A 19,617-nucleotide genomic window follows, 5' to 3' on the forward strand; every position below is an offset into this window, starting at 1 on the left:
GAACCATGGAAGGCCCGTCTCATGGTTCCGGGCCTTCATCCTTCGAGACGCCGCTTCGCGGCTCCTCAGGATGAGGCGATAGTCTGCAGGATGTGGCGGAATGGCAAGCCGGATTCGGCTTGCCATTGCCTTGTCTTGTCCTTGACCTATAGTTTGAGCACGATCTCAACCGCTCCACACTTTTCGCTAATGCGCCCCTTCGGGTCCGGATCGTGCTTTAAAGCGCCGGTTTTGCGGCGTCGCCGAGATAGCCGTGCAGGGAGGCCACGACCTGCGCGCCCTCGCCGATGGCGCCGCCGACGCGCTTGACCGAGCCGGAGCGGACGTCCCCGACGGCGTAGACGCCGGGCACCGAGGTCTCGAGCGGGGCCACCAGCTTACCCTGGTTCAGCTCGGACTGCGCGCCCGTCACGACAAAGCCGCCGCGATCGAGCGTCACGCCGCAGCCGTGAAGCCAGCTCGTGGCAGGATCGGCGCCGACGAATAGAAAGAGATTGCGGATATCGGCGGAGTCCTCGTCATCCGACAGCCGGCTCTTCCAGCAGATGCGCCGCAGCAGCGAGGTCTCGTCGCCTTCGAGCGCGGTGATCTCGGTGTTGAACATCAATTCGATGTTCGGCGTCGCTTCGATGCGCTCGATGAGATAGCGCGACATGCTGGCGCCCAGGCCGCCGCCGCGGATGATCATCAGCACCTTCTTTGCGTGGCCCGACAGGAACACCGCGGCCTGCCCCGCCGAGTTGCCGGCGCCGACCAGCGCCACCTCCTCACCGGCGCAGACCCGCGCCTCCACCGGCGAGGCCCAGTACCAGACGCCGCGGCCCTCGAACTTGTCGAGATTCGCGATCTCGGGCCGGCGATAGCGCGCGCCGCTCGCGACCACCACCGCGCGCGAGCGCAAGGTGTCGCCGCAATCCAGCGCCAGCGCGAAGGTGCCGTTGGCGCGTGAGCAATCCAGCGAGCTCACCGACATTGGAATCATGATGTCGGCGCCGAACTTCTGTGCCTGGGTGAAGGCGCGGCCCGCCAGCGCCTGGCCGGAGATGCCGGTCGGGAAACCCAGATAATTCTCGATGCGCGCGCTGGCGCCGGCCTGGCCGCCAAAGGCGCGGGTGTCGACCACGGCAACCGAGAGGCCTTCGGAGGCCGCGTAGACCGCCGTCGCCAGCCCCGCTGGCCCGCAGCCGACGATGGCGACGTCGTAGATGCGGTTGTCCTTGGCCCCGCCGATCATGCCGATGGCGCGGCCGAGCTCGGTCTCGCTGGGATTGCGCAGCACCGTTCCGCCGGCCGTGACGACGAGCGGCCAATCCTCCGGCTTCGGCGAATAGCGCGCGATCAGTTCGGCGGCGTCATGCTCGCTGCTGGGATCGAGCAAATGATGCGGCTGGCCGTTGCGGGTGAGGAAGCCCTGCAGGCGCACCACTCCGGCGGAGTTCGACGGGCCGATCAGCACGGGGCCGCCGATACCGCCCTGGATCAGATTGACCCGGCGCAGGATCAGCGCGCGCATGATGCGCTCGCCAAGTTCGGCTTCAGCCACCAGCAGCGCGCGCAGCCGGTCCGGCGGGACCAGCAGCACCTCGACATCGCCCTCAGCGCGGCCGTCGACCAGCGCCGGCCGGCCCGAGAGCTGGCCGAGCTCGGCCAGAAACTGCCCCGGTCCCTGATCGATCACCGGGGTGACGTGACCCAGGCCGTCGCGCTGGGTGATGGCGACGTGGCCCGCCAGCACCACGAACATGCCCGGCCCGGGCTTGCCGGTCTCGAACAGCAGCTCGCCGTCCTTATAGTGCCGAAGCTCGCCGAAATGGCGCAGGCGCTCGATCTCGACTTGCGTCAATGTCGGAAACGTCTGCTCGGGACGTGTGAACTGCGCCATCAGCGCCTCCCGGTCGGTTCGTTGCACCTCGTGCTGCGCCATCGTCATTCCCGCTCATTCCAAAATCTAGCTGCCAGTCTTCAATCGCCGGTCTTGCCGGCGGCCCCCGCATTTGGGGAACCATTGTCGTTGTGCGAGGGCTCCCCGATTGCGGCGCGTTCGCGCGCTTGCAGCTTCCGCCGCTTCAGGTTTTCGCGCAGCGCCGATTTCAGCCGGTCGTCCCGGGATCCCCGGCCCTGTTGCGTCCGGCTCGTGCTCTTGTCGTTCGTCCGATCAGTCATCGAAGGTCCATCGCCACGATCGGCCATAACATGCCCAACGAACATGGCAGCTCAAGAGGCCGGTGCGATCCGATCGTGCGAAACTCGAAATGGATCGACTCCGGGCCCTGGGCCAACTGGCCAGTTGGGCGGGCATATCGGAGCCCGAATAGGCGGAAAGTCCGTCGTTTCGAGCGAAAATGGGCATTTTGGCCACGATATCGGGCCGATTTTCTCGTTTTGACGGGTCTTGCAAGCTTGCACAGGAGGGGGGCTTGTGGCAGATATCGGCCCGCTTGGTAGGCCCTGTGGCGGCCGATTCTGATCCCAGCACATGCTGCCGTAGCTCAGTGGTAGAGCACTCCATTGGTAATGGAGAGGTCGACAGTTCAATCCTGTCTGGCAGCACCATTCTCTTCGTTCAATCAGACATGAGACAGCATTCTCGGGGCATCTCACGCCCGAGTTTTGCGGTTTTCCTTGCCCCTCTTCCTTGGAGAGCAACTGTGCTGGAAGTAGCCCGGTGACCGGCCGGCCTCAAGGCTGGCGCTGGCGCGCCCCCGCCTGCGGCGGCTGACGGCCTTGCCCCCGTCCGCTCACCGGTCTTTTGGCTTTGCAAGCGCTCGGTCGAGGACCGAGCGCGGTGGGCACGCTCGCTCAGCTCAGCGCGTAGCGGCCAGGATCCCATTTTTGGGGTCGTGCGATCATGGTGTTGAGGATGCTGATCAGCTTGCGCATGCAGGCGATGATGGCAACCTTCGGCTCTTTTCCCTTGGCAATCAGGCGCTGATAGTAGGCCTTCAGGACGGGATTGTTGAGCGTGGCTGCGCCAACACAGGGCATGTAGATGGCGTTGAGGAGTTGCAGAGTGGTGAAGGCGCGCCTAAGTTTGATTGATTTTAGGATGCGCTTGGTAAGCCAAAGCGAACATGCTGCGCCGGGATTGGTTCAGAAGGCGCATGCCCACATCTTGAAGGGGCGCAGGGAAGGCCGGATGCCGGCTGGCACCCACGGTCCGCTGTACGGAAGCACACGCAGGAAACTGCACAGCGGCATACAGGTGAAGCCCAACACACCCTCGTGCCGCCGCCAACCGCAGATTGATCCTTACGAGGAGGAAGCCTACCGGCTATGGGCGTTGAAGCGGCGGAACAGGCCGTGAGGTCTAAGCAGCCGATGTCGAACGCAAGATCATCTCAGCTACAGCGCGCTACTATGCTGAATACGAGCGACCCCGATTAGCGCATCCCGAGTAACAAGACGGGCGAGTTGTTCTTCCGTTAGATGCTCTGTCCCTTCAGGTCGCATTGGCAACACGAAATATCGCGTCTCGCCACTTGTATCCCACACGCGGATATCTGTGGCGTCGGGCAACTGGAGCCCCATCTCTGCCAGGAGAGTGCGAGCTTCTCGGACCACGCGCGCGCGATATGGCGGTGCCTTGTACCAAGCTGGCGGCAACCCCAGCAACGGCCACGCCGTACAAGAACACTGTGTGCAAACAATTACGTTGTGCGTTGTGGCCGTGTTCTCGACCGCTACCATCTGCCGACCTTCTGGTCCGTCTATCCCAAGTTCTTTAGCAGCAGCGGTCGCATTGGAGAGAAGACGCTCCCGAAAATCAGGATCAACCCATGCTCTCGCCACAACCCGCGCACCGTTATCAGGTGAAAGCTCTTCCAAGGCACGATGCGCCAGCGCTTCGGCTTCGCCGGCCTCTATCAGTCCGCGATCAACGAGTGCGTCACGCAGGGCAAAAGCTCGTCGTTCAGGTGTCGCTGCAGGTTGATTTGGATGCGGTGCACTCATTGCGCCTCCAGGTAGCTCTCAAACAGTTCGACGAGTACCGTCTGTGCAGGGTCGCCCTCGTTCCAGAGATGCGTCGCCGCGAATTCAACGGCATAACTGTGCTCGCGACGTTTGACGGTCGAATGGGCCCGAAGTTCAGGATAGTAGGCGAGCGGATAAACAAGCCGGATCACGCCTTGCTTGCCGCGAACATAAGTGGGGCAACGTGTATGTCCCGGGGTTGCCTCTGCGATAACGCGCACAGCGTCGCCCGGTGAGAAGCGTGCCTCGGGTGCTTCAGAATTTTCGGTTTGCAAGACTTGAAGCGCCGCGACGGGATCGGACAACGGCACGCGACCGCCGGCACGGTGCTCAAGATCATCAAGAGAAACCGTTCCCTTCTCAACGAGCAGGGTGGTGACGCCCGTGAGCATCCGCTCGTAATACCGGGCGGCGAGATACCAAGATGGGGTCATCCTCTCGACGGCATGTCGGTAGGTATCAGGCTTGTAGGCGCGGAGCTTGGTGATCGCGAGCATGTTGAGGGCCCACGCTAACCCTTCCCAATGATGGTGAAAGGCAGGCTCGTTCGCTTCGCGCGAGACCTCGCCAAAGCCGGACTTTCCGCCAAGGTCATGCGGCCCGTTCATGCGATGACATCTTCTCACGAAGCCGTAAAATCGGCAACGCAAGCTGGTGCCATGGCGAGTGCTTGTTTTGATTGGGTCAGGTCAGCTGACGGACGGCACTACGCCACATCGCTCATCTCCCCGCCTTTGTGTACCGACCCGCAAGAAATTTAGGTGAACTTGAAAAAATGCAAACATCCTCAAAGTCGGCAGTCGCGCGTCCGCCCAGTCATTCACGCCCTCAAAGGACCCGAGCCCATGGCAGCGGAATATCCGTTAGCCACCGCTGTCAAACCGCGTGATGTTCGGCGCGGGCGGATTGGGATATCTCTTGAGCGTTGCCTTGTACTCATCGACAGTTTTGAGCGCCGGTCCCGATACCCAGCCAAACATTGCCGCTACATTGAGATCCTCATGTGGGTCCATTTCAATGTTGAAGATCTTCGGATATCCCGCCATCGGAGCGCTGGCGGAGAACATGCCGGGCAGCCGCTGAGGTCCAATGCCGGTCGGATGAATGTCAGTGAAATAAATGCGCCACTGCTTCCAGCGTAGCAACAAGTTCTCCACCGATAAAGCTCAACATGCTTTCGCGATGACCTGTGGTCGTGTTGCCGAGTAAGACTTCGGTTTGATCGACGCCGTCAATCGCCCGGTCTGTTGGCATCTTGCCCCCGACGATATGGGCGAACGTCGGCAGGAAGTCCATGATCGAGAACATCGCGTATGTGGTCGTGCCCGGCTTGACCTTGCCGGGCCAACGGATGATCGCCGACGTCCGTATCGCGCCCTCTGTCACTTCGCCAAGTTCGCCGCGAAACGGACCAGAATTACCCATGTCCGGCGTCCCTTGGTTGCCGTGTTCGCGTGCCGTTTGCCCTTGCGGCCCATTGTCGGAGGCGAAGACGACGATGGTGTTATCGTCAATGCCCAGTTGCTTCAGCGTGTCGAGTATCTGGCCGACGTGATAATCTCCCTCCATTATCTTGTCGCCGTAATTTCCAATCCGCGACTTGCCCTTGAACTGCTGCGAGGGCAGGTTCGGGAAGTGCCCCATCGAGAACGGGAGGTAGAGGAGGAAGGGCTTCCCAGCGGCCCTTTGACGCCGCATGAAGTCAATTGATTTCTCCACCAACTCATGATCGATGTTAGCACGCACGTCCTCCGTAAATGGCTTCACCTTCTGCAACGGCCCGGCTGGCTTCGCCTCAACGATCTGCGGCCCAGTCTTTAGCATTGTCTCATAAGGCTCATTGATCGAGTGCGTTAGGGCGATGGTCGTCGTATAGGTCGCCGCATCCCAGCTAATGTCCGGCGGGATACCATAAAATTCATCAAAACCGTGCGCGGTCGGCAAACTGTGAGGTGCGCTTCCAAGGTGCCATTTCCCGAAAATCGCTGTGGCATAGCCAACACTCTTGAACAAATCGCCCATGGTGAAGGCGTTAGCAGGAAACGTATAGGGACTTCCCTCGATGGCAATTAGCGACAGACCGTTGCGGATCGAGTATTGTCCGGTCATAAGCGCGGCACGGGAGGGCGTGCATGCTGGCTCCACTAAGAATTGGGTGAGACGCATTCCCTCCTGAGCCAGTGCATCGAGGCGCGGCGTCGCAGCCCCGCGCAACTCGCCGCCGCCATATGACCCAAGATCGCCATAGCCGACGTTATCGGCGAGAATAAAAACAACGTTGGGCTGATTGCTTTTTTGCGCAAAGGCAGTCGCCGAGCCCATCAAAGCAAGCAGCGTCACCGCTGAAGCGTAGCGCCTAAACGCTGTGATTTTCATGGTGATAGCTCCATAAGCTGTACCCGGCTGAAGGGTAGCCGCCGCATTTAACCCGCTCAAGCGCAAGGGACCTTGCCACGCCAAGGCGTCAGGCCACAGTAAGGCCGTACAGCGCGCCGGAGCGGCAGGGCTACAGGAGCCCGCGCCAGCGCTCAGGCGGCCACGCTGCGCGGCACGACGGGCAGCCAAGGGCGGTTAGCAATGACCCGGGGGTCGCGTAATCCGGCCGAGCGCGCACAGGGCCTATTAGGGCCCGGCGCGTACCCGGCGGACCTTTCCTTTCCCAACAATTATCGAAAGATGCCTTCATTTTCAGGGGTTTACGCCAACCTTCCCCAACCCGAAAAATCAGTAGACGCAAGGACCACACGGTTTTGCCGTACGCTGTTGCGCCGTCCGTCAGCACACCGCCAGAACCTCACGAGGTTCATCTCGCCCTGGTCCCGCCTCGTGTGCCCGACGCAAACGCGTCCACCGCACCCCGATCCACGTTCGTTACGACGTACGATCGCCCCTTTCCGGGGACCGGGATGGCGCGATAATGCCGCCAATCCGAATATCGGAAAAAGGATTGACGGATTTTTGGTCGGGGCAGGTGTTTTGCCCGACGGGTAAATTGGCCTGCATGGAGAACACAAGCCCGACGACACGTCCCAACGACCTGATGCCCAGACTCCGACCTGCAGGGCCGCGAGGTAAGGTTAATTATTCCTTTCGATTGTCGATAGAATTCTATCCATTATCGTCTTCTCATTCATGACGAACCAGAGGCTCCGATAGTGTTTGCGTTTTGCCTGATCGTGACTGGGACTGTGCTGCTTCTGTCCGGCCTGGTTGCCTTCGGCTTTCATAGAAACTCGCTGCACTCGATGGCGTTGCTCTAGCCGTTACCTGCCTCCCTGAACGTCCGGATCTCTCGGGCCGAGACGCGAGCATACGCGGCAGGATTGCCGCTGCCTTCAGGGGCTTGCAGCGAAGCCGCGAGTTGCGGCTCATCGACGCGCCTGAACTGCGGCCTACTCCTTACCGACGTTCGAACTGCCTAGCCCAAGGCCTGCCCCCGGTCGCGGGGCCATGTGGTGGCGAGCCCTTCGGGAAGATGCAGTCGCACTGTCCGATTGCCCTCCAAATTCATGGTGATAGTCTTACCTTTCGCGGTCTGTCCGGGAGGACACAATGGGATGGTTTGACGGGCTGTTTGGAAGGACGTCGGCGCCTACGACCCCACTCTTTGCGAGATTCGGGCGGAAATCACGGGCCCCGACTGATCCTGATCTTCTGAGGATTGCCAAAGACCGAAAAGGGCATGTCTCGAAGAGAGCCGTGAGAGACGAATATAATCGGCTGCTCCTGGAGAAGTACGCGCACGATAAGTCGTGACGTCCAGTTCGCAGCATGGCGGAGTGAAGCGAATCCCGTCGAGGTCTAGCCCGTGACGAAGCATGATCGCGTTCGCAAGCGCTCTACCCATCATCCTGCGCACGGTCAATGGCCGTAGCGCATCTGCTGCTCGGCGAAGCGATCGTCGGCTCGGCGCAGCCTTCGGCACAGCTCGCGATTGATGTTTTGCAGAACGATCACATAGGCGTGGATGTCGGCCTTGTAGCAGGCATAGAGCTTTCGGGCCGTCAGTTCGTACAGCACGGTCGGGCTCTCCGCGACCACCGTGGCCGAGCGATTTTGCATTTCGATCAGCGTCATCTCGCCGAAGAAATCACCAGGCTCCAGACGGGAGATCGGGACGACGCTCCCGGAGACGACGCGTTTGCTCACCGCCAGCCGACCGGACTTGACGATGAACATCGAGCGTCCCGGCTCGCCTTCGGCCACGACGGTTGCTCCGGCGTCGTAGCGGCACTCGACCAGCATCGAGATCAGCAGGTCGAGGCTTGGATCCGACAGACCGCCGAAGAACGGCGTCGCCAGCAGGAACGCTTTCAGATCGGGGGCCGTGACAGTCATCGCGCAAGGATACGCCCCGCCGCCATCTGCGGCAAGCAGAGCACCAATCCGCCATCAGTTCCGCCCGACGCGCTGCCCCGCAATGCCCTCGCCGCGGAGCGCCCGTCGCTTTCGCCACACCTGCAGATCAATCATGACTTTTGTAGTCGCCGCGAGGACGAGCGCACAGAGCGCCGCCTTCGAGATCGTCTCCATCGTCCCCTCGATCAGCAGGCAATGAGCCACGGTGCCTGCGACGATGACGACCGCGAGCGGCATGTGAAGGAAGCGCCAGGTTCGCGGCCGCAATCCCAGGCGCCGACGCAGCAAAGCCAGCAGCGCAACGATGAAGATCGCCCACATGGCGGTCACGCCAAAGGGAGAGAACGGCGTCGGCGATGTGTAGGAAAGGGCATCGATCATGTCGGGCGGGCTGGTGATCCAGAGGCCGGCGACATGGATCACGATCGCCAGGGCAAGCGCGCCGCCGATCCAGTGATGGGCGCGCCGTCCGCGATAGGCGGACAATCCCGGCAGGTAGCCGCCGATCAGCAGGGGCTGAACCAGCACGAGGCCGAGGGCGACGATGCCGGCAAATCCGGCGAGGATGTAGACGGGCCCGCGCCATGCGAGCTGCTCGCTTGCCGCAGCAAGCACGATCGGCACGCCGATGACCAAGGCGAGAGTGGCCCAGATCAGGATCGCCCGGACCGTACTCCACCTCATCGATTGCAATTCGATCAGGCCGGCTGCAGAACGAAATGCGCCTCGAGGCTGGTCTCTTTCGCGCTCCGCATCACGGGGCGCAGGAAAACGGTCTTGAACTCACCGCTGTCATAGGCGAGATGGCCATGCGGCTGGCCGAAGATCGGAATGATCTGCGGCATCTCGAGCCGGAACTTGCCATCCTTGTCGGTGAGCGTGGCGCCGTGACTCTGCGGCTCGTGCTCCTGGCCTTCGACCGTGTGCGCCCAGATCTGGATGCGCTGTCCGGCCAGCGGGGCGCCGTCGCCGGCGCGGCGGACGGTGCCGCTCATCCAGAAGCCGCCCTTGCCGATCCGGTCCACGATCGCCGCGCCCTTGCGGTAGTTGTTCGCTCCGCCCGACATCGACTCGGTCGGCGCGAGGCCGTCCGCGCGGGCCGGCAGCAGGAGCCCGGAGAGCCCGCTTGCGAAAACCCCGGTTGCAAGGACGGAGCCGCCGGCGGCGAGGAGGGTGCGGCGGCTGAAGACGACCACGGCCATGTCAGTTCCTCCTGGCGCCCAGGCAATGACTTTGCCGAGGATACAACAACAGGCGCAAAACGCCCAGCTGGGACAAAGGGCGCAACAGGTCGCAATAACAGTGTTGTGAACGGAGGGGCGAACTGCTCGGACAGCTTCGTAGGAGGGCGGAGCGAAACCCATCGAGGCCTTGCCTCGAAACATGATGGGTTGTCGCAAGGCTCTCCTCGTCCGCGTGCTATTCAGCCACGCTTGCCCTGTTGTCGTTCAAGGCGGAGCCTTTGTGCTCTCATGCGTTTTATCTCTTCATTGAGAGCGTCGGTTTTTTCATCGATGCGTGAATTCGCTGATTTCGGCTCGTCGCGTTGACGTATCTTTTCGAGTGCTTTCTCAACCGAGAGCTTGGTCGTATCGGCCATGATACCTCTCCAGGAAGGAATCGAAGCAAACCAATGCGGGAAGTGAAAATGAAGACCAGTTTCGAACGTTGACGTAAGTCAAGCCTGCGCTGGAAGTCCGCTGGGTCAAAAACGCCATCTGGGCGTCCGTCGGCCACCCACGACAGTTTCGAATGGCATCGTTGCGCCGGTGTCCAATCGGCGCTGCAACGGCTAACATTTGGGCCGGACGGTATTACATCACAAGGCCCGGCGCGTTGCGCCCCTCACCGGACCTCTCGCATGATCCCCTTCTCTGTGCTCGACCTCGCTCCCATCCGTCAGGGCGGCGATGCGTCGCAGGCGTTTCGCAATTCGCTCGACCTTGCCCGGCATGCGGAGAAATGGGGCTTCAAGCGGTTCTGGCTGGCCGAGCATCACAACATGACGGGCATCGCGAGCGCGGCGACGTCGGTGGTGATCGGGCACGTCGCGGGCGGGACGAAGACGATCCGCGTCGGATCCGGCGGGATCATGCTGCCGAACCATTCGCCGCTGGTCATCGCCGAGCAGTTCGGCACGCTTGAGTCGCTCTATCCCGGACGGATCGATCTCGGGCTCGGGCGCGCGCCGGGCACGGACCAGTTCACCGCGCGGGCGCTGCGGCGCGACCTCGCCACCACGTCCGAGAATTTTCCGCATGACGTGTTGGAATTGCAGGCGTTGCTCGGCGACGTGCAGCCGAACCAGCCGATCCGCGCCGTGCCCGGCATGGGGACGAAGGTGCCGCTGTGGATCCTGGGCTCGAGCACCTTTGGGGCGCAGCTTGCGGCCATGCTCGGCCTGCCCTTCGCGTTCGCCTCGCATTTCGCGCCGCAGATGATGATGCCGGCGTTGCGCGAATATCGGGCGCGCTTCGAGCCCTCGGCGCAGCTCGACAAGCCTTATGCGATGGTCGGCGTCAACGTGTTCGCCGCCGACAGCGACGTGGAAGCGCAGCGCATGTTCTCGTCGCTGCAGCAGCAGTTCATCAACCTGCGCCGCGGCACGCCCGGTCCGCTGCCGCCGCCGGTGGACGACATGGATGCGCTGTGGTCGCCGGCCGAGAAGGCCATGGTCGGCCAGTCGCTGTCCTGCTCCGCGGTCGGCTCGCCCGGCGCCGTCGAAGAGAAACTGAAGGCGCTGATCCTCGAGACCGGCGCGGACGAATTGATGACGACGGGGCAGATCTACGACCACGCCGCGCGGCTGCGCTCGTTCGAGATCGCGGCCGCGGTGCGGGATAGGTTGGCGAAGCAGCCGGCGGGGTGAGCGGGATCGCGCTCCGAGGGAGATGTGCTCCCTCCCCGCAAGCGGGGCGAGGGAGCGCACTGGCAATGAGGCTGGAGCTCGCTTCAAACCCAGCACTGTCAATGGCTGACTTCGCACACGTTTTTATGGCACAACGGCCGCCATCATCGACCGACCAACGAGGCCACGCATGCCCGCGCCAAAGCCGCCTGCCTTCGAGACCCTGAGCCTGCATGCGGGCCAGCATCCGGATCCCACAACCGGTGCCCGCGCGGTGCCGATCTACCAGACCACGTCCTACGTGTTCCAGGATTCCGACCACGCCGCCGCGCTGTTCAACCTGGAGCGCGCCGGCCACATCTATACGCGCATCTCCAATCCGACCACCGGCGTGCTGGAGGAGCGGCTCGCGGCGCTGGAAGGCGGCGTCGGCGCGATCTGCACGGCGAGCGGCCAGGCAGCGATGCATCTGGCCATCGCGACGCTGCTCAATGCCGGCGACCACATCGTGGCGTCGAGCTCGCTCTATGGCGGCACCATCAACCTCTTGGCACACACGCTGCCGCGCTTCGGCATCACCACCACGTTCGTGAAACCGCGCGACCTCGATGCGTTTCGCCGCGCGATCAAGCCGAACACGAAGCTCGTGATCGGCGAGACCATCGGCAATCCCGGCCTCGAGGTGCTCGATATCCCGAAGGTCGCGGCGATCGCGCATGAGGCAAAGATTCCGCTGCTGATCGACAACACCTTTGCCACGCCCTATCTCAGCCGCCCGATCGAGCTTGGCGCCGACATCGTCATGCATTCGGCGACCAAATGGATCGGCGGCCACGGCATCGCGATCGGCGGCGCCATCGTCGACGGCGGGCGGTTCGACTGGCGCGACTCCGGCAAATTCGGCGTGCTGACCGAGCCCTATGGCGGTTATCACGGCATCGTCTTCGACGAGCAGTTCGGCACCGCCGCCTTCATCATGCGCGCGCGCACCGAGGGCCTGCGCGATTTCGGCGCCTGCCTGTCTCCGACCAACGCGTTCCAGCTGTTGCAGGGCGTGGAGACGCTGGGCGTGCGCATGGACCGGCACATGCAGAACACGCACCTGGTGCTGGAGGCGCTGAAGTCCAATAAAGCCGTCGACTGGGTGCTGCATCCCTCGCTCGAGGACCATGCGGACCATCAGCTCGCCCGGACGCTGCTGCCACGCGGCGCCGGCTCGATCGTGTCCTTCGGTATCAAGGGCGGCCGGCCCGCGGGACGCAAGTTCATCGAGTCCCTGCGCATGATCAGTCATCTCGCCAATGTCGGCGATGCCAAGACGCTGGTGATCCACCCCGCCTCGACCACGCATCAGCAGATGGACGCCGAGCAGCTCAAGGCCGCCGGCATCGGCGAAGAGCTGGTGCGGCTCTCGGTGGGCATCGAGACCGCCTCCGACATCATCGACGACCTCAACCAAGCGCTGCGCATCTCGCAAAAGGTTTGACACCATGAAACCCTCCGTCAACGGCGCCGAGGTATTTGCCGCAACCGGCGGCCGCGACTTCGACAAATCCCTGCCCGCGGTGGTCTTCATCCACGGCGCCGGCTTCGACCATTCGACCTGGGCGCTGCATACGCGCTGGTTCGCGCATCACGGCTTTGCCGTGCTGGCGCCCGACCTGCCCGGCCACGGCCGTTCGGCAGGACCGTCGCTCTCGACGATCCCGGAGATGGCCGACTGGACCGCAGCGCTGCTCGCTGCGGCGGGAGCTGCGAAGGCGCATCTGATCGGCCATTCCATGGGATCGCTGATCTCGCTGGAGACGGCGGCGCGGCATCCCGACAAGGTGTCAGCGCTCAGCCTGATCGGCACCGCCGCGACCATGACGGTCGGCCCGGATCTGTTGAAGGCCGCCGAAGCCAATTCGCAGGACGCCAACGACATGGTCGCGATCTGGGGCCTCGGCTTCAACGCGGAACTCGGCGGCAGCCTCGCGCCGGGCCTGTGGATGCATGGCGGCGCGCAGGCCGTGCTGAAGGCTTGCGAGCCGGGCGTGCTGTTCAGGGATTTGTCGGCCTGCAACTCCTATACGAATGCGCTCACCGCCGCGGCGAGCGTGAAGGTGCCGACGACGCTGATCCTGGGCGAGCGGGACATGATGACACCTGCCAAGGCCGGCAAGGCGCTTGCGGCCGCGATCCCGCATGCGAAGACCGTCGTGGTGCCCGGCGCCGGCCACATGATCATGGCCGAGCGCCCCGATGAGTTGCTGGCGGCCCTGAGGAACTGAGCGGATCGATCTCCTGTCTTGCGCGTTGCGGTCAGACATCCCTCTCAACCAGAAGGGGAACTCGACCATGCCAAGACAGGAAATCATCCGCAAAGCCAGGCAGCACAAGCGTGCCGGCAAGTCGGCCAGCACGCAAGCCGGCGAATTCGTCAAGGACGAGATCGACAAGATCAGGAAGGGCAAGCACGGCGCGCGCTCGACCAAGCAGGCCATCGCCATCGGCCTGTCCGAGGCACGGCGCGCCGGCGTCGATCTGCCGCCGCCGCGCAAGGGACGCGCCAAGAAGTCGACGCGCCGTGGCGCCAAATACGCTTACGAGGTCGGCCAGGGCAAACGCACGCCGAAGCGTCGGCCGAGAGTATCGCGCGCCGTCGAGAACGTCCTGAAAAAGGAGCCACGCTCGACGGCATCGCGCGGCGCGCTGTCGAAACAGGCCAAGCAGGCGGCAAGCCGTCGAACCGCAGCGTCCCGCTCAGCCGCCGCGCGGAAAGCGAGCCACACCAAGGGCGCCAGGGTCCGCTCCGCCGCCGCAAAGAAGGCGGCGCGCACCAGGGCGCGCCGCCGGAACTGATCCCACCGTCGGCCAGTTCGAGACGATCGCATCAGAGACGACCTCCCCGCGGCGCATCCTTCGAGACACCCGCCTTGGAGCGCGGGGTGCTGGCGGCACGTCAGCGCCGTCTCGAAGGACGAGGCGCGCGCACAGACCGCCGGCGCGAAGTAATATGCGTTGGCACGGTTCAGGAACCCGGCGTCCACTTCCAGACGATGTCGGAGACGGTGACCGGCTTCGGGATCAGGCCGAGCTTGGCGAAACGATCAGCGACCGCCTGCTGGCTTGCGACAATCTCGGCATCCAGCGGTACGACGCGGAAGTTGGAGCGATCCACGAAACGCCTGACGGCCTCGATGTCGACGCCGGTCGCGTCCGCCTGCGCTTTGGCGACGTCCTCGTGGTGCTGGTTGGCCCAGACGCCTTCGGACGCGAAAGTCGTGTTGAGCTTCGCGACCAGCGCCGGATATTTTTCGACGAAATCCGTATTGGCGATGTAGAACGCATTCGGCTTGTGCACGTCCTTGTCGAAGGCGATGACGCGGGCGTTCTCCTTCAATTCGGCGAGCGCCAGATAGGGATCCCAGATCGACCAGGCGTCGACCGAGCCCTTGACGAAGGCCGCCGTCGCATCGGCCGGCGCCAGCGGCGCCGGCGTGATGTCCGACCAGGACAGGCCGGCCTTTTCGAGCGCAGCGACGAGCAAATTATGCGCGCTCGAGCCCTTGCCGAAGGCGACGCGCTTGCCCTTGAGATCGGCGAGCGTCTTGATGGCCGAGTCCTTCGGCACGATGATCGCCTGGGTGTTGCCTTCGGATTTCACTGCGGCGACGTAGCGGATCCTGGCGCCGCCGGCCTGCGCGAAGATCGGCGGGGAGTCCCCGACATAGCCGAAATCGACGCTGCCGACATTGATGGCTTCCAGCAGCGGCGGACCGAACTGGAAATCGACCCACTTGATCTCGATGCCCAGCGGCTTGAACGCATTTTCCAGTGTCTGGCGCTGACGGACCGCCGGAAAGAAGCCGCCCTTCTGCGTGCCGATGCGGATTTCCGCAGGCTTGTCCTCGGCGCGCGCGGGCGCGGCCAGGCTGGTCGCGAGCAGGAGCGTCGTTGCCAGAATGTGTCGTCGGGTGATCATAACGCGGTCCTTTCGGTGGGATCAGTTGGCGAAGAATTGCGAGTTCGCGCGACGGCTACGCTCGGAGAACACGGCACGGGCGGCGCGCTCGGCCTCGCGCGCCGACCGGAACTGGCGGCCTTCGAGACTGTCGAACAGTCGCTCGGAGGAAAAGAAGCGGAAGCCGCGCTCATCTCTCGTGATGATGCCGGCGGCGCGGTCCTGGATCTCGATGATGTAGGCGTTGGACTGGGTCTGGGACATGACTGCTCGTTCGCCGAGGTTCGGCGTTCCTGTCGTGGGATTTTCGGTGTTGGGAGCTGCTAGGAGACGGTCAGCAACAACAACAGGCGCCCGTTGCCGCCGAGAAACAGCGCCGCCTCATGCATGCTTGCATGTCGTTCGATTTGCGCTGGTGATCGGTTGTCATGGTGCGGCTTCAGGCTCGTCGAGCAGTTTCGATGTTGCAAATATCGAGCGATTGACACGATTGGTCAATGAAATGGCTATCCATATTTGCGACCGGCGCGCTTGAGCGCTTCTCCCGCCGCAAGTGCCGGCAGACGGATTCATCTCGCGATGAGTTCAACGCGCGCGAGCGGCAAGCATGATATGCTTCGAGCAACCAGAAGGCCGATGATTGGGGAGGTTCCAGGCATGGCGGATGCTCTGAAGGGGCGCACGGCGCTCGTGACCGGCGGATCGCGCGGAATTGGCGCGGCCGTCTGTCGTGCGCTGGCCGAAGCAGGTGCGGCCGTGGCGATCAACTGCCGTGAGACAATGGGCCAGGCCGAGCAGCTGGCCGGCGAGATCGGCAAGCAGGGTGGCCGCGCTATCGTCGTCGCCGCCGACGTCTCGCAAGCCGACGCCGTGACCGGGATGGTCGATCGCGTCACGGCCGGACTCGGGCCGGTCGACATTCTCGTCAACAATGCCGGCATCGCCATCACGCGCGGCATCGACGATCTCACCGAGGACGATTTCGACCGCACCATCCTGGTCAATCTGAAATCCGCGTTCCTGTGCACGCAGGCGGTGCTGCCGTCCATGCGCGCGCGGACATGGGGCCGCATCGTCAACATCTCCTCGGGCGCGGCGCGCGGTGCCGGCTCGATCGGGCCGCACTACAATGCATCCAAGGCCGGCATGGAGGGCCTGACCCGCGGCTATGCAGCACGGCTGGTGAAGGAGGGCATCACCGTCAATGCGGTCGCGCCGTCGCTGATCGAGACCGACATGATGAGCGGCCAGCCCGGCCTCGTCAGCCGCATCCCGCTCGGCCGCTTCGGCACCGCGGATGAGGTGGCGAAGGCCGTGATGCTGCTGGTCGACAATGCCTACATGACCGGGCAGACCATCGCGCTGAGTGGCGGGATGGCGTTTAATTAGAGGGCGGCGCCTCACCACATCGTCACGGCGGCCCGCTCCGGCCAGATGCGATCATACTCCGCGCCGCCGACCGTGTTCTGGCTCATCTCGGCGAGGATCTGGCCGGGCGTCGGCAGGGTCTTCGGATCGACGCGTTTGTCGGGATTCCAGAGGTCGGAGCGGACGATGGCGCGGGCGCACTGGAAGTAGATTTCCTCCACGTTCATCACCATCACGCTGCGCGGCGCCTTGCCCTCGACCTTGAACGAGGCCAGCAGCTCCGGATCGATCGACAGATGCGCGCGGCCGTTGGCGCGCACGGCGTTGCCGGAGCCGGGGATCAGGAACATCAGCGACACCCGGGGATCGCGCACGATATTGCGCAGCGAATCGATTCGGTTGTTGCCGCGGCGGTCCGGCAGCATCAGCGTCTTGGGATCATGGATGCGGACGAAGCCGGGCAGATCGCCGCGTGGCGAGCAGTCGATGCCCTCGGGCCCGATGGTCGCGAGCGCGGCGAACGGCGCCTTTTCGATGAAGACGCGGTAGAGCGGCGTGACGTGGTCGGCGACTTTCACGATCGAGGCGTCATTGGTGACGCCGTAGATGGCTTCAAGCTGTTGGACCGTTTCGATCACCGTCATTGCACTCTCCCTCCCGTGCCGGCTATTCGTGCCAGCCTTCATTCCTGATCACGCGCACCAGCTGGCGACTGTGATGGTCGGCACCACCGGCATTGAGGATGGTGACGTCGGCTTGCGCCGCCGCATCGTCCACGCTGCGCGACAGCCGCTCCGTGATGTTGCCGTCGCTGTGCCGGGCGCGCGCCGCGAGCCGCTGGGCCAACACCTCCGGCGGCGCCGTGATCGCGACCACCACGACATTGGCATAAGCCCGGCGCAGCGCGCCGATCACAGTGCGCGAGACGTTCGCGACGACCGCACGGCCGGCGCGGATGTCATCGTTGATCTCGAGCGGCAGGGCGTAGGAATGGCCGTGCGCCTCCCAGTGCACTGCGAAATCGCCGTGCTCGCGCGCGCGGCGGAATTCGTCGGGGCTCACCGCGATATTGTCTTCATCGGCCGAGGAGGCGCGCGTCACGACACGGCGCGGAAAGACGATGTCATCATCGTCGCTGCAGGCCACTTGCGCCAGCCGCAGCAAGGTATCCTTGCCGGCACCGCTGGGACCGACCACGAGCACGAGCCGGCCGGGGCCGATCGCACCCGCCTCGCCCTCGGCCATGGTCGCGGTCTCCCTCATGCGACGCGGTATCCTTCGCGCCAGACGCTGCGGACCACCGGCACGCGGCCGGCAACGTGCACGCGGATCAGATCGGCGCGCTTGCCGGTTGCGACTTCGCCGCGATCGGTGAGGCCAACCGCCTCGGCCGGTGCCTTGGTCACGGTGCGAACCGCCGCCGGAAGGCTGATCGCGGGCACGTGCTCCGGCAGTTGCAGCGCGGCCATCAGGAGGCTGGACGGGATGTAGTCCGACGACAGGATGTCGAGCAGGCCTTCGCGGGCGAGATCGACCGCGGCGATGTTGCCGGAATGCGAGCCGCCGCGAACAACGTTCGGCGCGCCCATCAGAATGTCGATGCCGGCTTGGTGCAGGCCGCGCGCGGCCTCCAGCGTGGTCGGGAACTCCGCCACCGACACGCGGTCGCGCACGGCATCCGCGACGTTCTCCTCGGTGGTGTCGTCGTGGCTCGCCAGCGGGATCCTGTACTCATGCGCCAGCGCAACGATCTCGCGCATGTTGGCGGCGGCGTAGAGCCTCTGATATTCGAAGCGCTTTGCGAACAGCTCGTCGAGCTCGGCGTCGGTCTTGCCGCCGCCCTTGCCGCGATAATAGTCGCGCAGCTTGATCTCGTCGCGGAACTGGCGCTGGCCAGGGGTGTGGTCCATCAGCGACATCAGCTTGACGTCGGGTCGGTCGACCAGTTCCTTCGCTTCCTCGACCACGCTCGGCATCGGGATCTCGCAGCGCAGGTGCAGGAAGTGGTCGGCGCGCAGCAGGCTGGCCTCGCGCGCAGTGGTGATCGCGGCGGCGAGCACGCCGGCGCGGCCATCGACCTCCTCCGCCCCGTCCTCGCGCCAGACCCGGAGCGAGTCGAACACGGTGGTGATGCCCGAGGTCGCAAGCTGGCCGTCATAGGAGATGACGGCGGCGACCGGATTCCAGAACACCTTTGGCCGCGGCACGTAATGCGCTTCGAGATGATCGGTGTGCAGCTCGATCAGGCCGGGCATGATGAGGTCGCCGCCGGCATCCTCGGCGCCCGCGGGCGCCCTGCTCTCACCGATCTCGGCGATGCGTCCGTCGGCAAGCGCGAGCCAGCCCTGCTCGATCACCCGGTCCGCCAGCACGATCCTGGCGTTGGCGATCACTGTGTCCTTTGGCTTCATTTCCATGTCCTTCAGGCGGCGGCAAAGCTGGTGACGTCGACGATGCGGTCGGCAATCAAATGACGGATTTCGTCGTCATGGACAATGGCCACCATGGCGACGCCCTGTCGTTTCTTCTCGGCGACGAGTTCGACCACCACGGCGCGGTTGGCGGCATCGAGCGATGCGGTCGGCTCATCCAGCAGCAGGATCGGCAGGTCGGAGATGAAGCCGCGCGCGATGTTCACGCGCTGCTGCTCGCCGCCGGAGAAGGTGGCGGGCGGAAGCTGCCAAAGTCTTTCGGGAATGTTGAGGCGATGCAGCAGCTCGCCGGCGCGCGCCTGCGCATCGGCTCGCGCCAAGCCATCGACGATCAGCGGCTCGGCAACGACGTCCATGGTCGCAACGCGCGGCACGGCCCGCAGGAACTGGCTGACATAGCCGATGGTGGAGCGGCGGATGTTGAGCACCTGCCGCGGCTCGGCGGTGGCGAGATCGACCACCGCGCCGCGATGGCGGATACCGATGCGGCCGCTGTCGCAGCGGTAGTTGCCAAAGATCATCTTCAGGATCGACGATTTGCCGGCACCGGAAGGTCCGGAGAGCACGACGCATTCGCCGGGATTGACCTGGAAGGTCACGCCCCTGACGACCGGCAATTCGATGCCGCCTTGCAGGTGCATCGTAAAGGTCTTGCCGGCGTCAGTGATGTCGATCATGGCGGTCATTGAAAA

General features: G+C 63.9%; 22 protein-coding genes and 1 tRNA gene. 6 read left to right on the top strand and 17 right to left on the bottom strand.

Features of this window, described 5'->3' with window-relative positions; genetic code table 11:
* Positions 1-217: 217 nt before the first annotated feature.
* Both ACRQ5Q_RS38450 and ACRQ5Q_RS38455 read right to left on the bottom strand, forming a co-directional pair.
* Positions 218-1,924 (bottom strand): FAD-dependent oxidoreductase, encoded by a 1,707-nt coding sequence (locus ACRQ5Q_RS38450; RefSeq protein WP_439399943.1) that lies wholly within the window; start codon positions 1,922-1,924, stop codon positions 218-220.
* A 38-nt stretch (positions 1,925-1,962) separates the two neighbouring features.
* Complete coding sequence (locus ACRQ5Q_RS38455) at positions 1,963-2,163, bottom strand: hypothetical protein (RefSeq protein WP_439371464.1); 201 nt, start codon at positions 2,161-2,163, stop codon at positions 1,963-1,965.
* Between the two features lie 315 nt (positions 2,164-2,478).
* Between ACRQ5Q_RS38455 and ACRQ5Q_RS38460 the strand changes: the two genes are divergently transcribed.
* Positions 2,479-2,553 (top strand) — tRNA-Thr (locus tag ACRQ5Q_RS38460).
* 246 nt (positions 2,554-2,799) lie between these two features.
* Here the strand turns inward: ACRQ5Q_RS38460 and ACRQ5Q_RS38465 are convergent.
* From ACRQ5Q_RS38465 to ACRQ5Q_RS38505, 9 genes are all read right to left on the bottom strand, one after another.
* Positions 2,800-2,985: a hypothetical protein gene (locus ACRQ5Q_RS38465; RefSeq protein ID WP_439394989.1), complete on the bottom strand. Its 186-nt coding sequence runs from the start codon at positions 2,983-2,985 to the stop codon at positions 2,800-2,802.
* 357 nt (positions 2,986-3,342) lie between these two features.
* Positions 3,343-3,951: a nitrile hydratase subunit alpha gene (gene nthA / locus ACRQ5Q_RS38470; RefSeq protein WP_439394990.1), complete on the bottom strand. Its 609-nt coding sequence runs from the start codon at positions 3,949-3,951 to the stop codon at positions 3,343-3,345.
* Complete coding sequence (gene nthB / locus ACRQ5Q_RS38475; protein WP_439394992.1) at positions 3,948-4,580, bottom strand: nitrile hydratase subunit beta; 633 nt, start codon at positions 4,578-4,580, stop codon at positions 3,948-3,950. The genes nthA and nthB overlap by 4 nt, the downstream gene beginning before the upstream one ends.
* Positions 4,581-4,835: 255 nt before the next feature.
* Positions 4,836-5,117 carry a hypothetical protein gene (locus ACRQ5Q_RS38480; RefSeq protein ID WP_439394994.1) on the bottom strand — a complete coding sequence of 94 codons (282 nt, stop codon included), beginning with the start codon at positions 5,115-5,117 and terminating at the stop codon, positions 4,836-4,838.
* Positions 5,080-6,348 (bottom strand): arylsulfatase, encoded by a 1,269-nt coding sequence (locus ACRQ5Q_RS38485; RefSeq protein WP_439394996.1) that lies wholly within the window; start codon positions 6,346-6,348, stop codon positions 5,080-5,082. The genes ACRQ5Q_RS38480 and ACRQ5Q_RS38485 overlap by 38 nt, the downstream gene beginning before the upstream one ends.
* A gap of 1,485 nt (positions 6,349-7,833) precedes the next feature.
* Positions 7,834-8,310 carry a Crp/Fnr family transcriptional regulator gene (locus ACRQ5Q_RS38490; RefSeq protein ID WP_439394997.1) on the bottom strand — a complete coding sequence of 159 codons (477 nt, stop codon included), beginning with the start codon at positions 8,308-8,310 and terminating at the stop codon, positions 7,834-7,836.
* A gap of 54 nt (positions 8,311-8,364) precedes the next feature.
* On the bottom strand, positions 8,365-9,015 hold the full coding sequence (locus ACRQ5Q_RS38495; protein WP_439371470.1) for a ferric reductase-like transmembrane domain-containing protein: 651 nt from the start codon (positions 9,013-9,015) through the stop codon (positions 8,365-8,367).
* A gap of 14 nt (positions 9,016-9,029) precedes the next feature.
* Positions 9,030-9,533, bottom strand: coding sequence for a Twin-arginine translocation pathway signal (locus ACRQ5Q_RS38500; protein ID WP_439371471.1), 504 nt, complete (start codon positions 9,531-9,533; stop codon positions 9,030-9,032).
* A 221-nt stretch (positions 9,534-9,754) separates the two neighbouring features.
* Positions 9,755-9,931 carry a hypothetical protein gene (locus tag ACRQ5Q_RS38505; RefSeq protein ID WP_439371472.1) on the bottom strand — a complete coding sequence of 59 codons (177 nt, stop codon included), beginning with the start codon at positions 9,929-9,931 and terminating at the stop codon, positions 9,755-9,757.
* Between the two features lie 261 nt (positions 9,932-10,192).
* Between ACRQ5Q_RS38505 and ACRQ5Q_RS38510 the strand changes: the two genes are divergently transcribed.
* The 4 genes from ACRQ5Q_RS38510 (at position 10,193) to ACRQ5Q_RS38525 (ending at position 14,023) form a co-directional block, all read left to right on the top strand.
* Entirely contained in the window at positions 10,193-11,200 is a 1,008-nt protein-coding gene (locus ACRQ5Q_RS38510) for an LLM class flavin-dependent oxidoreductase (RefSeq protein ID WP_439394999.1), read from the top strand.
* Between the two features lie 169 nt (positions 11,201-11,369).
* A complete protein-coding gene (locus tag ACRQ5Q_RS38515) occupies positions 11,370-12,665 on the top strand; it encodes an O-acetylhomoserine aminocarboxypropyltransferase (RefSeq protein WP_439371474.1) in 1,296 nt (431 codons plus the stop codon).
* A 4-nt stretch (positions 12,666-12,669) separates the two neighbouring features.
* Entirely contained in the window at positions 12,670-13,452 is a 783-nt protein-coding gene (locus ACRQ5Q_RS38520) for an alpha/beta fold hydrolase (protein ID WP_439395001.1), read from the top strand.
* A gap of 67 nt (positions 13,453-13,519) precedes the next feature.
* On the top strand, positions 13,520-14,023 hold the full coding sequence (locus tag ACRQ5Q_RS38525) for a DUF6496 domain-containing protein (RefSeq protein WP_439371476.1): 504 nt from the start codon (positions 13,520-13,522) through the stop codon (positions 14,021-14,023).
* A 169-nt stretch (positions 14,024-14,192) separates the two neighbouring features.
* On the opposite strand, the gene ACRQ5Q_RS38530 is transcribed toward ACRQ5Q_RS38525, so the two are convergent.
* Both ACRQ5Q_RS38530 and ACRQ5Q_RS38535 read right to left on the bottom strand, forming a co-directional pair.
* A complete protein-coding gene (locus ACRQ5Q_RS38530) occupies positions 14,193-15,146 on the bottom strand; it encodes an aliphatic sulfonate ABC transporter substrate-binding protein (RefSeq protein WP_439371477.1) in 954 nt (317 codons plus the stop codon).
* 21 nt (positions 15,147-15,167) lie between these two features.
* Positions 15,168-15,389: a hypothetical protein gene (locus tag ACRQ5Q_RS38535; protein WP_439371478.1), complete on the bottom strand. Its 222-nt coding sequence runs from the start codon at positions 15,387-15,389 to the stop codon at positions 15,168-15,170.
* Positions 15,390-15,782: 393 nt separating this feature from the next.
* On the opposite strand from ACRQ5Q_RS38535, the gene ACRQ5Q_RS38540 reads away from it, so the two are divergent.
* Positions 15,783-16,514: an SDR family NAD(P)-dependent oxidoreductase gene (locus tag ACRQ5Q_RS38540; protein ID WP_439395003.1), complete on the top strand. Its 732-nt coding sequence runs from the start codon at positions 15,783-15,785 to the stop codon at positions 16,512-16,514.
* Between the two features lie 11 nt (positions 16,515-16,525).
* On the opposite strand, the gene ACRQ5Q_RS38545 is transcribed toward ACRQ5Q_RS38540, so the two are convergent.
* The 4 genes from ACRQ5Q_RS38545 to phnL are packed head-to-tail and all read right to left on the bottom strand — an operon-like array spanning position 16,526 to position 19,611.
* Positions 16,526-17,137 carry a pyridoxamine 5'-phosphate oxidase family protein gene (locus tag ACRQ5Q_RS38545; RefSeq protein ID WP_439395005.1) on the bottom strand — a complete coding sequence of 204 codons (612 nt, stop codon included), beginning with the start codon at positions 17,135-17,137 and terminating at the stop codon, positions 16,526-16,528.
* Between the two features lie 22 nt (positions 17,138-17,159).
* Positions 17,160-17,756 carry a phosphonate metabolism protein/1,5-bisphosphokinase (PRPP-forming) PhnN gene (gene phnN, locus ACRQ5Q_RS38550; protein WP_439371481.1) on the bottom strand — a complete coding sequence of 199 codons (597 nt, stop codon included), beginning with the start codon at positions 17,754-17,756 and terminating at the stop codon, positions 17,160-17,162.
* Entirely contained in the window at positions 17,753-18,910 is a 1,158-nt protein-coding gene (locus ACRQ5Q_RS38555; RefSeq protein ID WP_439371482.1) for an alpha-D-ribose 1-methylphosphonate 5-triphosphate diphosphatase, read from the bottom strand. Before ACRQ5Q_RS38555 ends, phnN begins: the two co-directional genes overlap by 4 nt.
* A 5-nt stretch (positions 18,911-18,915) precedes the next feature.
* Positions 18,916-19,611, bottom strand: coding sequence for a phosphonate C-P lyase system protein PhnL (phnL, locus tag ACRQ5Q_RS38560; RefSeq protein ID WP_439371483.1), 696 nt, complete (start codon positions 19,609-19,611; stop codon positions 18,916-18,918).
* Between the last annotated feature and the right edge of the window lie 6 nt (positions 19,612-19,617).

This window comes from Bradyrhizobium sp. PMVTL-01, assembly GCF_051861855.1.
GTDB lineage: Bacteria > Pseudomonadota > Alphaproteobacteria > Rhizobiales > Xanthobacteraceae > Bradyrhizobium.

Bases quoted from the DNA above. Each gene is read 5' to 3' on its own strand.
- ACRQ5Q_RS38450 (WP_439399943.1), bottom strand. From the start codon at position 1,924: ATGGCGCAGCACGAGGTGCAACGAACCGACCGGGAGGCGCTGATGGCG.
- ACRQ5Q_RS38455 (WP_439371464.1), bottom strand. From the start codon at position 2,163: ATGACTGATCGGACGAACGACAAGAGCACGAGCCGGACGCAACAGGGC.
- ACRQ5Q_RS38465 (WP_439394989.1), bottom strand. From the start codon at position 2,985: ATGCCCTGTGTTGGCGCAGCCACGCTCAACAATCCCGTCCTGAAGGCC.
- nthA (WP_439394990.1), bottom strand. From the start codon at position 3,951: ATGAGTGCACCGCATCCAAATCAACCTGCAGCGACACCTGAACGACGA.
- nthB (WP_439394992.1), bottom strand. From the start codon at position 4,580: ATGAACGGGCCGCATGACCTTGGCGGAAAGTCCGGCTTTGGCGAGGTC.
- ACRQ5Q_RS38485 (WP_439394996.1), bottom strand. From the start codon at position 6,348: ATGAAAATCACAGCGTTTAGGCGCTACGCTTCAGCGGTGACGCTGCTT.
- ACRQ5Q_RS38490 (WP_439394997.1), bottom strand. From the start codon at position 8,310: ATGACTGTCACGGCCCCCGATCTGAAAGCGTTCCTGCTGGCGACGCCG.
- ACRQ5Q_RS38495 (WP_439371470.1), bottom strand. From the start codon at position 9,015: ATGAGGTGGAGTACGGTCCGGGCGATCCTGATCTGGGCCACTCTCGCC.
- ACRQ5Q_RS38500 (WP_439371471.1), bottom strand. From the start codon at position 9,533: ATGGCCGTGGTCGTCTTCAGCCGCCGCACCCTCCTCGCCGCCGGCGGC.
- ACRQ5Q_RS38505 (WP_439371472.1), bottom strand. From the start codon at position 9,931: ATGGCCGATACGACCAAGCTCTCGGTTGAGAAAGCACTCGAAAAGATA.
- ACRQ5Q_RS38510 (WP_439394999.1), top strand. From the start codon at position 10,193: ATGATCCCCTTCTCTGTGCTCGACCTCGCTCCCATCCGTCAGGGCGGC.
- ACRQ5Q_RS38515 (WP_439371474.1), top strand. From the start codon at position 11,370: ATGCCCGCGCCAAAGCCGCCTGCCTTCGAGACCCTGAGCCTGCATGCG.
- ACRQ5Q_RS38520 (WP_439395001.1), top strand. From the start codon at position 12,670: ATGAAACCCTCCGTCAACGGCGCCGAGGTATTTGCCGCAACCGGCGGC.
- ACRQ5Q_RS38525 (WP_439371476.1), top strand. From the start codon at position 13,520: ATGCCAAGACAGGAAATCATCCGCAAAGCCAGGCAGCACAAGCGTGCC.
- ACRQ5Q_RS38530 (WP_439371477.1), bottom strand. From the start codon at position 15,146: ATGATCACCCGACGACACATTCTGGCAACGACGCTCCTGCTCGCGACC.
- ACRQ5Q_RS38535 (WP_439371478.1), bottom strand. From the start codon at position 15,389: ATGTCCCAGACCCAGTCCAACGCCTACATCATCGAGATCCAGGACCGC.
- ACRQ5Q_RS38540 (WP_439395003.1), top strand. From the start codon at position 15,783: ATGGCGGATGCTCTGAAGGGGCGCACGGCGCTCGTGACCGGCGGATCG.
- ACRQ5Q_RS38545 (WP_439395005.1), bottom strand. From the start codon at position 17,137: ATGACGGTGATCGAAACGGTCCAACAGCTTGAAGCCATCTACGGCGTC.
- phnN (WP_439371481.1), bottom strand. From the start codon at position 17,756: ATGAGGGAGACCGCGACCATGGCCGAGGGCGAGGCGGGTGCGATCGGC.
- ACRQ5Q_RS38555 (WP_439371482.1), bottom strand. From the start codon at position 18,910: ATGGAAATGAAGCCAAAGGACACAGTGATCGCCAACGCCAGGATCGTG.
- phnL (WP_439371483.1), bottom strand. From the start codon at position 19,611: ATGACCGCCATGATCGACATCACTGACGCCGGCAAGACCTTTACGATG.